Source organism: Marinobacterium arenosum, from assembly GCF_019795155.1.
Classification (GTDB): Bacteria; Pseudomonadota; Gammaproteobacteria; order Pseudomonadales; family Balneatricaceae; genus Marinobacterium_C; species Marinobacterium_C arenosum.
Genome location: NZ_JAILYN010000004.1, coordinates 84,593 through 99,547 on the forward strand (window position 1 = coordinate 84,593; position 14,955 = coordinate 99,547).

The 14,955-nt window shown below is 62.6% G+C and carries 3 protein-coding genes; 2 read left to right on the forward strand and 1 reads right to left on the reverse strand.

Annotation, left to right across the window (positions count from 1 at the left end; translation table 11 throughout):
- Nucleotides 1-34 precede the first annotated feature (34 nt).
- Nucleotides 35-10,540 carry a retention module-containing protein gene (locus tag K6T12_RS03065; RefSeq protein WP_222219357.1) on the reverse strand — a complete coding sequence of 3,502 codons (10,506 nt, stop codon included), beginning with the start codon at nucleotides 10,538-10,540 and terminating at the stop codon, nucleotides 35-37.
- A gap of 559 nt (nucleotides 10,541-11,099) precedes the next feature.
- On the opposite strand from K6T12_RS03065, the gene putA reads away from it, so the two are divergent.
- The gene (gene putA / locus K6T12_RS03070; RefSeq protein ID WP_222219359.1) at nucleotides 11,100-14,216 is read left to right on the forward strand and encodes a bifunctional proline dehydrogenase/L-glutamate gamma-semialdehyde dehydrogenase PutA; all 3,117 of its coding nucleotides are present in this window, start codon (nucleotides 11,100-11,102) and stop codon (nucleotides 14,214-14,216) included.
- Complete coding sequence (locus K6T12_RS03075) at nucleotides 14,213-14,902, forward strand: aldehyde dehydrogenase family protein (protein WP_222219361.1); 690 nt, start codon at nucleotides 14,213-14,215, stop codon at nucleotides 14,900-14,902. Before putA ends, K6T12_RS03075 begins: the two co-directional genes overlap by 4 nt.
- Nucleotides 14,903-14,955: the final 53 nt, after the last annotated feature.

Genomic DNA, 14,955 nt, shown 5'->3' on the forward strand with positions numbered 1-14,955 from the left:
GAAGGCCCTCGCCGGCAGCACCTCAGCCGAACCTTCAGACCGGCGATTCGTCCACCCGGGTAGTCAGATCCACCACGACCGTTTCGGGCGGTGCGATATCGGCATTAAAGCTCTCGGCCGGGGTCGACGCGGCCGCTTCCTCATCGCTGCGGATCTCCGCCGCCTCTGCGCTGCTGCCCAATGCGCCATCCAGCAGGGCTTCCAGATCTTCCTCTTCGTCGACCAGCAGCTCACTGGTATCGACCACCACGGTGGTTTCGGTCACTTCATAGGAGGTCCAGACATCATCAGTGGTCGGCGAATCCTGGGTATCCTCCCAGACATGGCTTGAGCCATCCTGTTGGCCACTTCCGGCGTCCGCCGTCTGCTGCTCGTAAGCAGCACCCTCCGGGTTCAGCGCATCATGGCTGAAGAAAACGCGGTCGCTGGCATTCGCCGTTTCAACCGTATCGTCGCCCAGCGTAGCCGAGTAACCCGTTCCATTTTGTTCGAAACCGACGGTTGCTCCCTCCTGATAGCCGCTCACCTGGCCCGCCGAGGGCGAATCGGCATCCGGCAGGATGAACAGACCGAGCGAGTCGGCATCGCCCAGCAGCGAGTCGTCGCTGTCCAGGTACAGCTGTTTGGTTTGATCGATACCGTCACTGTCGCCATCGGTGAACGGCTCGCTGGCATCCTCTTCGACGATGACGCCGCCCAGCAATGTCTTGCCGCCGTCCGCACCGTCGGCTGCACTGTACACGCCCAGCCCGTTGTCGTATTCAGCGTCATAGGCGTGCAGGTTCACCGTCACATCGACCGCGCGTTGATCAACACCATCCGTCAGCAGGTACTCGCCCTGGTGGCCGGTATCGTCCGAGCGCTCCAGCTGCTGCTGCGCGATGGTCAGCGTCTGGCTGTCGCTGCGGGTTTCACCGGTTTGCTGTTCGGTCGAGGTGGCGGTGAATTTGATCTCCGTCGACCCTGCCAGCGACGCGTCATCGACCACCAATTTCAGCTCGGCCAGCTGCTGGTTACTGAGCGTCGACAGGTCCACCACGCCCTGGTCGTTGGCGGTGAGCTCCTGACCACCAACCTTCAATCGAGCGCCTGCCGGCAGATTCGACGCGAACAGGCCGGCATATTCCGAACTGTCGCCACTGCGGATATCCAGATTCAGCGAAACCTCACGTTCCAAGCCGTCGTCGGCATCCGTTGCCAGGGTCTGGATCGCCTCGGCAGTGACTTCCAGCTCCGGCGCATCCGCCACCGGGGTGACCCCGACGGTCAGCGAACTGCTCAAACTACGGCTGCCGTCGCCGTTAAGCTGGGTATAACTCAGTTCCGCCTCACCACTGAAGTCCTCCGCCGGCACCAGCACGGTGCCCTCATCGGTCTGATAGACGCTCAGTTCGGCCTGCTCGGCATTGCTGATCTCCACCGTGGCGGCATCCTGCAGGCTGAAGCCCTGACCTACCTGCTCGCCGAGCTGATCGGCACTGACCAGCAGTGAGCCGTCCTCGGCCATGGTCAGCTCTACCGGCGTGGTTTCATCGCCGTTCAGGGTAATCTCGATGGTCACGGTACTGGTTTCGCCCAGTGCACCATCCGAATCGATCGGCTGGTAATCGAAGGAGTCGCTGGCCTCGACCTCAGTCTGCGCTTCGATGTATTTGATCTCGTAGTTCGAACCGTGCTCCGAGTTGGTAGTGAACTCCAGGCTGTCGAACTCGGCATCCAGTACCAGCGTCGCTTCCAGCGGATCGGAAGAAACCTCGGCTTGGGCCACCACTTGGCCATTCAGGTAGGCGGTGACCTTGGCACTGGCCAGCTGGTCGCTGCCGATGTCGAAGTGGCCGCCGAGCCCATCCAGGCCGATCTCGGCCCCGTTCATGGTGTCGTTGTACTCGACCCTGATCAGGTCACCCTGGTTGATCCCCTGGCCTTCATCATCAGCCAGCCCCTGGCCGATATGATCAGCTTCGCCATCGTACTGCGCCAGTTTGCTGCCGATATTGCCGGAGCTCTGCTGGTCCTGCGCGTTCGAAGCGATCGATGTGGTGGCCGACAGGCCGCCATCCGTGCGCTTGGTCAGACTGTCTTCGGCACCGGATGCCGGCACTTCGCCCCAGTTATCCCGTGTCACCGAAGTTTCATCCTTGGTACCGAGCAGGATCTCGCCGCTGTCAGCCAGTTCGTCGCTGACCTGGTACTGCAGTGCATCCAGAGCGAAGGCCCGCGGCTGATCGTCCGACTCAGGATCGTACAGATCCTCGGCACTCAGCGCCTGGCCGTTATAGAGCAGCACACCGTTGGTTGGCAGCGTCAGGATCACCACCTGGGTAACCTTGCTGCTGTCGGCACCATCCTCGGTATCGGATACCTCGCCCTGCTCGGCAAAGGCGATATCGACCGCATCGCTGTCGCTGAGCTGAATGGTGAACGACTCGCTGACCGGCGGGGTATTGACGGCCGGCAGTACGTTAACCGCTTGCTGCGCGCTGTCGGTATTACCATCGGCGGTAGCGGCAACCAACCGGATCAACGGCAGGCTGCCGCCAGCGTTGACATGGGCCGCACCTGCCGCCGTCAGCACCACGGAGCCGACCTGCAACGCGTAGTAGCCGTTCGCATTGCTGCCGTCGGCAAAGTCGGTGGTGACCGCATCGCCATCGGCATCAGTGGCGGTAAAGGTTGCGACCCGCTGACCCGCGGCGGCTTCACCCTCGGTAAGCTCTTCCGCCGAGGTAATCTGCAGTACAGGCCCCACATTCACGCCGATCACGGTCAGCTGCACCTGGGCGGTATCGGTCTCCCCGGACTCATCGCTGACCGTATAGCCGAAGCTGACCGGCTTGATCTCGCCGGTGGCCAACCCCTGATCAGCGGCGCTGTAGCTGAAGCTGCCGTCGCTGTTCACCGTCAGCGATCCGCCGTCGACGGCAACAGTGACACTGCCGTTCACCAGCGCATGACTTTCGTCGCCAACTTCAATGGCGGTAATTGCAATGCTGTCGCCGTCGGCATCACTGTCGTTGGCCAGCAGATCCTGCTGGCTATCGAGAATATTCAGCGTCTGCCCTTCCAATACGGTATAGGGGCTGTTCACCGCCGCACTGCCCAAGGCGCTGATACCGGTGATAAAGAAGTCGGAGTTATCGGTGGTGTTGTCGGTATTGCCCTCGGTGGCAATCGCTTCCAGCCGCAGGCTATCGAATACCTTGCCAGCGGTATCGACCGCAGTGGTGAAGCTGTCGTCATCGGCATCGCTGATAGTACCGGTCGCCACCAACTGGCCATCCAGATAGGCGCTCCACTGCGCCAGTTCGCCACTGCCGAACTCGTTGGGGAACAGATGGGAGATACCCAGATTGGCTTCGGTAACATAGCCGTCGAACTCTATCAGCACCGCTTCCGAGGCATCCTCGGCGGCACTGTACTGGATCTGCTCCGCCGGGCCGCCGTTGGCATCGCCGGTCACGCCGATCTTATTACCATCGCCAAAGGTCAGCTCGGTCTCCTGCCCCTGCAGGTCATAGGCCTTGACCGTTACCCCCTGGGCCTGCCGGGCTTCGGCACTCCAGTTATCCTGATCTTGATTCTGATCACCCAGATCACCCAAGCCGATGGCGTAAGCCTCGCCAGCCGGATCGTCGACCGCCTCCGGGGCCTGGTTCTGCAGCTCCGCGCCTAGGTTCACCGTCAGGGTGGCGGTCGCCTCGCTGCCATCGTAATCGACCACCGTGTAGGTGAACTGGTCGGAAATATCCGTGGCGACCGACGTGGTAACCGATGCCACTGAGTCAACGCGATAGTTGTCGTTGTTGCTGGAACTCTCAGACAGGGTAAAGGCGATATATCCGATATCGGTTTCCGAGCTGACGGTCACGCTGGTGATATTGTTGCCATTACCGGAGAACGCCAGTTCGGCGGCGATTTCATTGCCTTCGGCGTCAAACACCCGGATCGAGATATCGTCATTGCCGGTGGCGTTCTGCAGACCGGCGGTGACCTCTGAGGTGCCGGCGCCGAAGCTGAAGAGCAGCGCTTCCTGGCCATTGGCGTCCGTGTCGATCGGGTCATTGCTGCCGTTGTTGTTGCCTTCGTTGTCACCCACGCCCAGGCCGGAACCGGCGCTTGATACATAGTCGGCGCTGGCGGCGGCCAGGTTGAGCTTGCCATTGACCAGCAGCGGATCGGAATCCCGCAGGCCCAGCGCCGAATCGGTCATATTGAGACTGGCGGTGGTGGTTTCAGAAGCTGCCTGTTCGGACGGCGTATAGCTATAGCTGCCGTCGCTGGCGATGGTCAGTACGCCACCCTCGCCAGCAATCTGGACGGTGCCGTCGGCCGGAACCTCAACGGTGTCGTTGTCATTGGAGATCTGGGTCAGTCTCAGTGGCTGCGCATCGTTGCTGTCCAGCGAACTGTCATTGGTCAACACATTGCCGGTTACCGGTTCGCCGCCGACTTGCGCGTCAACCTGATCCAATTGGGCGGTAACCCCGGTATCGCTGATATTGAGGGTCACAGTCACCCAGTTCGACGTGGATTCACCATCGCTGAGCTGATAGGTGAAGGAATCGACGACAGCTCCTTCGCTGTTGTCGACCACCGGTGCCGCATAGCTGAACTGACCGTTGCTCTGCATCACCACGGTACCACCCAGCGCGGTCACCAGCGTCAGACCATTACCGATGGACAGGTCTACCGCGCCGCTGCCGTCGCCATCCTGTGCCAATGCCACCACCTGTAACTGGACCTGATCGGCCGGCTGATCGTTATCCAGCACGCTGAACTGCGCCGAGGTCTGCTCGCCCTCAGTCACATTCAGGCTGTCGGCCTGTGGGCTGAATGACTCGGCCAGCACAACCGGCACGGTTACCGAGGCAGACGCACTGTTATCGTTCGCCAGTTCGTAGCCATCATCGGACGGTTGCTCAGTAGCTACCGCCGTCACCTTCAGTTCAAAGTTGCCAGCAGATTCCGGCGCGATCAGTTGCAGTCCATCGAGTTGCGCCGGCGTCAGCGTCCAGACACCGTCCTGCTCGCTACCCGCCGACAGACGCGCGCCGTCCGGCAGGTTCTCAACACGGACCAGCAATGACTCGCTACCATCCTGATCGACCAACGCGGTGGTAATATCCAGCGCCACGCTGACCATGCCCGATTCAACATCGCCCAGGTCCTGGGTCAGCTCGATATTATCCAGGAACATGCCGCGGCCCTGATCAACCGCCCAACCTGCAGCACTGAATTCGATCTGCATCGACTCGCCAGTGCCGACGAAGGTCAGCGTATGGCTGGACCATTCATTGCCAGAGTTACCGGAACCATCCGCAGACACTGTTGCCAGTACCTGATCACCGACGCTGACGTCGACCTTGTTCACCCAGTCGCTGTAGCCCGCGCGCGGCGAGTAGTCGAAGGTCAGCGTATAGACCGCCCCTTCCACGGTATCCACCGTGCGGTAGATATTTTCCGCATCCGGGAACGGATGGTTATGACTGGGATCTTCGTTCAGCTCGATATAGTCGCCTGCACCATCACCACTCCACATTTCGATCTTGTCGGAGCTGGTCTGCCAGCCATCCACCGAATCGACAAAGTCATCGGAGCCACTATTACCGAAGGTGGACTGGAAAACAGTCGAAGTCCCGCCATCCACCACAATCGGCTCCGGCTCGCCCAGCTCGACCGCCAATATCGGCTGGTCGGCCACCGCATTGACCGCGACCGTCAGCGGGGCGACGGTCTCGGCCCGGTCACCGGTCTCCTCGACCGTGCTAACGGCAACCACGCTCAGCTCGAAGTCAACATCGCTGTGCAGCGGCGGCTTGATCTTCAGCCCTGCGAGATCATCCGGATTCAGCGACGCCACCCCGTTCGATACAGCAAGCTCACCTTGGGCATTGCTGAGGGTCGCCCCACTTGGAATACCGCGAATCTCGATGGACAGAGACTCCGTAGCATCGGTCAACTCGGCGCTGATCGACAGCGCAATCGCCTCGTCCTCATCGCCCTGGGCCGCCAGCACGTCTAACGTCGGGGCATTCGCGGCTTCATCGACGTCGGTCTCGTTCAGCGTGATGGTGGCGTCGCTGGTGCGGCCGCCACCGTCGGTCAGGGTCACCACATACTGGCCGCTGTTGCTGCCCTGCTCGAAGTCGTTGACGTGTGCCGCGGCGCCGGCCGCGGTGATGCGGATGTTACCGTCACCGTCGATCTGGTAGTAACCGTCGGCAGAAGTGGCAGACAGGCTGCCATCGGCCTGCTTGAAGCCGAAGCCGCTGATGCCGTCCAGGTCGGAGGCCTCCAGGGTGGCAACCACCGCGCCGGCCTGTTGGTTCTCGGCGTAGTCGAAGTTCTGGTCGGCGAAGCTGGCCGCCTCATCCAGGTCGGTCTCGGTCAGCGTGATGGTGGCGTCGCTGGTGCGACCGCCACCGTCGGTCAGGGTCACCACATACTGGCCGCTGTTGCTGCCCTGCTCGAAGTCGTTGACGTGCGCCGCCACGCCGGCCTCGGTGATGCGGATGTTGCCGTCACCGTCGATCTGGTAGTAACCGTCGGCAGAAGTGGCAGACAGGCTGCCATCGGCCTGCTTGAAGCCGAAGCCGCTGATGCCGTCCAGGTCGGAGGCCTCCAGGGTGGCAACCACCGCGCCGGCCTGTTGGTTCTCGGCGTAGTCGAAGTTCTGGTCGGCGAAGCTGGCCGCCTCATCCAGGTCGGTCTCGGTCAGCGTGATGGTGGCGTCGCTGGTGCGACCGCCACCGTCGGTCAGGGTCACCACATACTGGCCGCTGTTGCTGCCCTGCTCGAAGTCGTTGACGTGCGCCGCCACGCCGGCCGCGGTGATGCTGATCTGACCCTGGGCATTGATCTGGTAGTAACCGTCGGCAGAAGTGGCAGACAGGCTGCCATCGGCCTGCTTGAAGCCGAAGCCGCTGATGCCGTCCAGGTCGGACGCCTCCAGGGTGGCAACCACCGCGCCGGCCTGTTGGTTCTCGGCGTAGTCGAAGTTCTGGTCGGCGAAGTTGGCCGCCTCGTCCAGGTCGGTCTCGGTCAGCGTGATGGTGGCGTCGCTGGTGCGGCCGCCGCCGTCGGTCAGGGTCACCACATACTGGCCGCTGTTGCTGCCCTGCTCGAAGTCGTTGACGTGTGCCGCCACGCCGGCCGCGGTGATGCTGATCTGACCCTGGGCATTGATCTGGTAGTAGCCGTCTTCGCTGGTCGCCTGCACGCTGCCGTTGGCGTGTTTGAAGCCGAAGTCGCTGATGCCGTCCAGGTCGGACGCCTCCAGGGTCGCCACTACCGCGCCAGCCTGTTGGTTCTCGGCGTAGTCGAAGTTCTGGTCGGCGAAGCTGGCCGCCTCATCCAGGTCGGTCTCGGTCAGCGTGATGGTGGCATCGCTGGTGCGACCGCCACCGTCGGTCAGGGTCACCACATACTGGCCGCTGTTGCTGCCCTGCTCGAAGTCGTTGACGTGCGCCGCCACGCCGGCCGCGGTGATGCGGATGTTGCCGTCACCGTCGATCTGGTAGTAGCCGTCTTCGCTGGTATCGGTGCCGGTCGCTTTAAAATTGAAGCCTGTTACGCCTTCAGGATCATCAGCCTGAAGAGTGGCGATAATGGCGTTCGCTTGCTGGTTTTCCGCATAGCTGTGCTGCTGGTCGTCAAAGCTGGCCGCTTCGTTGACCCTTACCACCAGAACGCTGTCGCTGTCATCGGCACTCTTGCCGCCGGCGGTGACCTGCACGCTGACCGTCAGGCTCTGCAGGTCCAGCTGGTCGTTGTTGATCGCCGCGACGCCGGCGGCGGTCAACAGCACGCTGTTACCGTCGATCGCCAGGTAGCCGTTGTCGTTATTGAGCAGCTGGTGTGTCAGCGGCTGGTCTTCCGGGTCACTGGATGTGAAGGTGGCCACGGTATCGCCTACTTCGACCGCTTCCTCGGTCAGCGACTCCACCGCGGTGACTTCGATGCTCGGGCCCTCGTCGACCCGGTTGATGGCGGTGCTGTCGCTGTCGTCGGCGCTCTGGTCGCCGGCCGTGACCTGCACACTGACCGTCAGGCTCTGCAGGTCCAGCTGATCGTTGTTGATCGCGGCGACGCCGGCGGCGGTCAACAGCACCGTATTGCCGTCGATCTGGAAGTAGCCGTGCGGGTCGTTGAGCAGCTGGTGCGTCAGCGGCTGGCCTTCCGGATCGCTGGAGACGAAGGTGGCGACGGTATCACCGGCGGCCACCGACTCCTCGGTCAGCGATTCCACCGCGGTGACTTCGATGCTCGGACCCTCGTCGACCCGGTTGATGGCGGTGCTGTCGCTGTCGTCGGCGCTCTGGTCGCCGGCGCTGACCTGCACGCTGACGCTCAGGCTCTGCAGGTCCAGCTGATCGTTATTGATCGCCGCGACGCCGGCGGCGGTCAACAGCACCGTATTGCCGTCGATCGCCAGGTAGCCGTTGCCGTTATTGAGCAGCTGATGCGTCAGCGGCTGGCCTTCCGGATCGCTGGAGACGAAGGTGGCGACCAGCTGACCTTCGCTGACCGACTCCTCGGTCAGCGATTCCACCGCGGTGACGGCGATGCTCGGGCCCTCGTCGACCCGGTTGATCAGGGTGCTGTCGCTGTCATCGGCGCTCTGGTCGCCGGCGCTGACCTGCACGCTGACGCTCAGGCTCTGCAGGTCCAGCTGATCGTTGTTGATCGCCGCAACGCCGGCGGCGGTCAACAGCACCGTATTGCCGTCGATCTGGAAGTAACCGTGCGGATCGTTCAGCAGCTGATGCGTCAGCGGCTGGCCTTCCGGGTCGCTGGATGTGAAGGTGGCGACCTGTTGGCCTTCGCTGACCGACTCCTCGGTCAGCGATTCCACCGCGGTGACGGCGATGCTCGGGCCCTCGTCGACCCGGTTGATCAGGGTGCTGTCCGTATCGTCGGCGGACTGATCGCCGGCGCTGACCTGCACGCTGACCGTCAGGCTCTGCAGGTCCAGTTCGTCATTGTTGATCGCCGCGACGCCGGCGGCGGTCAGCAGCACCGTATTGCCGTCGATCTGGAAGTAACCGTTCGGATCGTTCAGCAGCTGATGGCTCAGCGGCTGGCCTTCCGGATCGCTGGATGTGAAGGTGGCAACCTGTTGGCCTTCGCTGACCGACTCCTCGGTCAGCGATTCCACCGCGGTTACCTCGATGCTCGGGCCCTCGTCGACCCGGTTGATGGCGGTGCTGTCGCTGTCATCGGCGCTCTGGTCGCCGGCGGTGACCTGCACGCTGACCGTCAGGCTCTGCAGGTCCAGCTGATCGTTGTTGATCGCCGCGACGCCGGCGGCGGTCAGCAGCACCGTATTGCCGTCGATCTGGAAGTAGCCGTGCGGGTCGTTCAGCAGCTGGTGCGTCAGCGGCTGGCCTTCCGGATCGCTGGAGACGAAGGTGGCGACGGTATCACCGGCGGCCACCGACTCCTCGGTCAGCGATTCCACCGCGGTGACGGTGATGCTCGGACCCTCGTCGACCCGGTTGATGGCGGTGCTGTCGCTGTCGTCGGCGCTCTTGCCGCCGGCCGTGACCTGCACGCTGACGCTCAGGCTCTGCAGGTCCAATTCATCATTGTTGATCGCCGCGACGCCGGCGGCGGTCAGCAGCACCGTATTGCCGTCCAGCGCCAGGTAGCCATTGTCGTTATTGAGCAGCTGGTGTGTCAGTGCATCGCCATCTGGATCACTCGAGGTGAAATTGGCAATCACCTGGCCCGCTGTCACCGCTTCTTCGGTAACGGACTCAACAGCTGTCAGAGAAATGCGCGGGCTGGAGTCGGACGGGGCAGTCGGAGTCGTCGGAGTCGTCGGAGTCGTCGGAGTCGTCGGATCGGTCGGATCGGTCGGATCGGTCGGATCGGTCGGATCGGTCGGGTCGGTCGGCTCTGTCGGTTCGGTCGGTTCGGTCGGTTCGGTCGGTTCGGTCGGCTCAGTTGGTTCTGACGGGCTGGTTCCGGATTCACCATCGGAACCGCCAGCACTGCTATCAGTGTCGGTGCTGGAATCCAAGGTAGCGGTAAACTCGACGGTTGAATCCCGGCGGCCCGGGTTCAGCGGCCGATTATCATCTGCGCCGGCACTGCCGGTATTACCGGTATCGAAGCCACTGTCCGGCAACACTTCCTGGCCGGTTCGAGAGAGAGTGACCGCTTCGGACGATGTGCGGACACCGGCATCCTGAATACCACCGGCGGCCGGCGCCTCGAAGGCCTGGGTCGGGTCGACGCCGTCAAGGATCGCCTGTTGCAGCTGGGCGATGTCATCGGCGTCTTCATTTAGAATGTCGTCGTAGTCCGACTGGGCCAGGAGCAGCTCGGCAAGCTCGGCGAACGAGTACTCACCCGCTTCGACAACGTTGACCGACCCGCTGTCGCTTGACTGCAGCTGGATATCAGCGCCTTCGCTCAGGACGACCTTGTCGGTCTCTTCGATCCGGTCGCCCACCTTGGCTTCACGGCGTTCACCGTCCGCCGATACGATCCACACCTGGCCGCTGACCGCCGCAACAATCAAGCTATCCGCCATTTCCTTCGCCCCTATTGAACCATTCTCTTGCCCCGCCTAGCCCGGCCTAAAGCGACCCTGTGTGCTGTCCGGAACCCCGCCGCAATGTGGTGGCGAAGTATTCACTAGTTCAGAGAAAAAAAGTTTTGCGAAATCAAAGAAAAGTTTTGCCAAATCAAACGACCGACAATGAACAGTAAAGCTGGTGAAACATAACGCTCGCCGGACTTGACCAGTCTAATGACACACCGTCAACAAGCCATACCAGAAAATACGCTAAACCTTTAAATTCAGGCGTACCGGCTCGTTCAGGGTATTAACTCACGGCCATCGGCCAGTGTAAGACGGGCCTCTTTTTTGCGTTTGAACAGCTCTGGATTGCGTAAAAAATTAAAACAAGCGTTCAGCCTTTGGGCTGAACATTTAATCATCAATCCCGCACAGCCACCGGAGTCTGGCACAAAAAATCCGGAGTTTTTTGCAAGACCCGCCTTGCCGCTGTCACTAAAGTGCCATCCTCAAGATAACAAGATTGATTTCCACGCGATCTCCCATCGCCGGATGCTGAGGACTAAGAGCTATGTTCAAGGCCATCGATGTACTCCAGCCGGAATTCACTGCGCGTAAACCCGCAGAGATCTGGCCGCTGATCTCACCGCTGTACGCGGTCGACGAATCCCAATGGCTGCGCGAGCTGCTGCCGCTGGCCGAGCCCAGCGCAGCCGAGCTGAGCCGTACCACCGACAGTGCCACCGACCTGATTAATAAGGTGCGCGCCGACGATGGCGCCATCCACATGGTCGACGCCCTGCTGCTGGAATACAGCCTGGATACCAAAGAGGGCATCCTGCTGATGTGCCTGGCGGAAGCGCTGATGCGCATTCCCGATGCGGAGACCGCCGATGCCCTGATCCGCGACAAACTGAGTGTCGCAGACTGGAAATCACATCTGAAAAGCTCCGATTCGCTGCTGGTCAACGCCTCCACCTGGGGTCTGCTGCTGACCGGTAAAGTGGTCACCATGGACGAGAAGGAAGATGGCAGCCCGGCTAATGTGCTGAACCGTCTGGTCAACAAGTTCTCCGAGCCGGTGATCCGCAAGGCGATGAACCAGGCAATGAAGATCATGGGCCACCAGTTCGTGCTGGGCCGTGATATCGGAGAGGCGCTGAAGCGCGGCAAGAACTACCGCGACAAGGGCTACACCTACTCGTTCGACATGCTCGGTGAAGCGGCACTGACCGCCAAAGATGCCGACAAGTACTTCAACGACTACAGCCGGGCGATCGCCTCTGTCGGCCAGGACAGCTATAAGGGCGACAGCCCGCGTCCGACCATCTCCATCAAGCTGTCGGCGCTGCACCCGCGCTACGAAGTGGGTCAGCACGCCCGCGTGATGAGCGAGATGTTCGAGCGGGTCCGCGAACTGATCAAACAGGCCCGGGCACTGGATGTCGGCATCACCATCGACGCCGAGGAAGCCGACCGGCTGGAGCTGTCACTGGAACTGTTCGAAAAGCTGTACCGCGATCCGGCCGCCAAGGGTTGGGGCAACTTCGGTCTGGTGATCCAGGCCTACTCCAAGCGTGCCCTGCCGGTACTGGCCTGGCTGACCGCGTTGGCCGCCGACCAGGGCGACCGCATCCCTGTGCGGCTGGTAAAAGGCGCCTACTGGGATGCCGAGATCAAGCTGTGCCAGCAGCGCGGCCTGTCCGGCTACCCGGTGTTCACCCGCAAAGAGGCGACCGATGTCTCCTACCTGGCCTGCGCCCGCTTCCTGCTGAGCGAGCAGGTGCGCGGTAAGATCTACCCGCAGTTCGCCAGCCACAATGCACACACCGTGGCGGCGATCATCAATACGGCCAGCCACCGCGATTTTGAATTCCAGCGCCTGCATGGCATGGGCGACGCGTTGTACAACACCGTACTGAAGCTGCACGACGTCAACGTGCGCATCTATGCACCGGTCGGCAGCCACAAAGACCTGCTGCCGTACCTGGTACGCCGTCTACTGGAAAACGGTGCCAACAGCTCCTTCGTACACCGCCTGGTCGACGCCCGTCACCCGGTCGCCGACCTGGTACACCACCCGGTCGAGGTGCTGCAGGGCCGCTCGTCGCTGGCCAACCCGTACATCCCGCAGCCGCGCCAGCTGTTCGACGACCGCACCAACTCCAAGGGTCCGAATATCGAGATCGAGTGCGAGTGGCAGCCGTTCAAGCAGTCGGTCGATGCCTTCATGGAGACCCAGTGGACCGGCGGTCCGCTGATCAACGGCCAGCTGCGTGAAACCGGCAATCTGCAACCGGTCAAGGCGCCGTACGACCGCAGCGAACTGGTCGGCCAGGTGCACTGGGCCGGCACCGCCGAGGTTGACGAAGCCCTGGCATGCGCCGCCGATACCCTGCCGGGCTGGCAGGCGACGCCGGTCGACCAGCGAGGCAAATACCTGGAACAGTTAGCCGATCTGCTGGAGCAGCACGAGGGCGAGCTGGTCGCGCTGTGCCACCGCGAGGCGGGCAAGACCATCCAGGACAGCATCGACGAGATCCGCGAAGCGGTCGATTTCTGCCGTTACTACGCCCAGCAGGCGCGCGCCGAGCTGACACCCAAGACCATCACCGGTTTCGACGGCCAGCCGCGCCAGATCGAACTGGCCGGTCGTGGCGTGTTCCTGTGCATCAGCCCGTGGAACTTCCCGCTGGCGATCTTCCTGGGCCAGGTCAGCGCCGCATTGGTCGCCGGCAACTGCGTGATCGCCAAGCCGGCCGAACAGACCAGCCTGATCGCGGTACGCGCCATCGAGCTGCTGCTTGAAACCGGTATTCCGGCCGGTGCCATCGCACTGCTGCCGGGTGACGGCGCCACCGTTGGCGCGCCGCTGACCCGCGATCCGCGCATCGCCGGCGTGGCCTTCACCGGCTCCACCGAAACCGCCCAGCTGATCAACCGGGCGCTGGCGGCACGCGATTGCGCGCCGGCACCGCTGATCGCCGAAACCGGCGGCCAGAACGCGATGATCATCGACTCCACCTCACTGCCGGAGCAGGTGGTGCGCGACGTGGTGCACTCCGCCTTCGCCTCCGCCGGTCAGCGCTGCTCGGCACTGCGGGTACTGTTCGTGCAGGAGGATGTGGCCGACCGGATCATCCCGATGATCGAAGGCGCCATGCAGGAACAGGTGGTCGGCAAGCCGTACCTGCACAGCACCGACGTCGGCCCGGTGATCGACACCGACGCCCAGGCCGGCCTGCTGGAACATATCGAGCGGATGAAGCGCGAAGCCAAGTTGATCGGCCAGACACCGCTGCCGATGGATGCCGAGCGCGGCACCTTCGTGGCTCCGACCGCCTTCGAAATCAGCGATATCAGCCAGCTGAAGCGCGAGCAGTTCGGTCCGATCCTGCACGTGGTGCGCTACAAGGCGCGCGACCTGGACAAGGTGATCGACAGCATCAACGCCACCGGCTACGGCCTGACCCTCGGCGTACACAGCCGTAACGAGCGCACCGCCGACCGGATCGCCCGTCGTACCCGGGTCGGCAACGCCTACATCAACCGCGACCAGATCGGCGCCGTGGTCGGCGTCCAGCCGTTCGGCGGCCAAGGCCTGTCCGGTACCGGCCCGAAAGCAGGCGGCCCGCGCTACCTGCTGCGCTTTACCCATGAAGTTGCTGCTACAGGAGACGCATCATGAGCCAGGCTATCCAGACCGCCGTTGCCACCGCCCAGGCCCAGTGGGAAAGCTGGAACGATCTCGGCGTCAGCGGCCGCGCCCAGCTGCTGCAACGCTTCGCCAACAACTTGCATAACGGCAGTGCCCAGATGGCGCTGTGGCAGATCGACAACGCCCAGCGTCAGATCGGCGACGAGATGCCGCTGCCGGGGCCGACCGGCGAAGCCAACGTACTGCTCACCGCCGGCCGCGGCCTGTTCGTGATCACCGCCGACAGCAACGCCAACGAGACTGCAGTGATCGGCCAGCTGGTTACCGCGCTGATCGCCGGTAACGTGGTGATCCTGGCCGGTGAACCACACAACCTGCACGTCAGCCTGCACAAGCTGCTGACCCAGGCCGGTCTGCCGGCCGGCGTGGTCCAGGTACTCGGCGCCGACAGCCCGCTGGAAACCCTGATCCAGCGGCCGGAACTGGCCGGCGTCGCCTACTGCGGCAACAGCCGTGTCGCCGAACTGAACCGCCTGTTGGCGGCGCGTGACGGCAACCTGGCCCAGCTGGTCGCCGAAACCGATTGCGCAAAGATGCCAACCCTCGGTAGCCCTTACTACCTGCACCGCTTCATCACCGAGCGGACCCGCACCACCAACACCACCGCAGTGGGCGGTAACGCCACACTGCTTGAGTTGGGCGGAAAAGAGGATTAAGTTGCGCGCCCTATTCAGAAAGCCCTACGACTTTTGTCGCAGGGCTTTTTGTC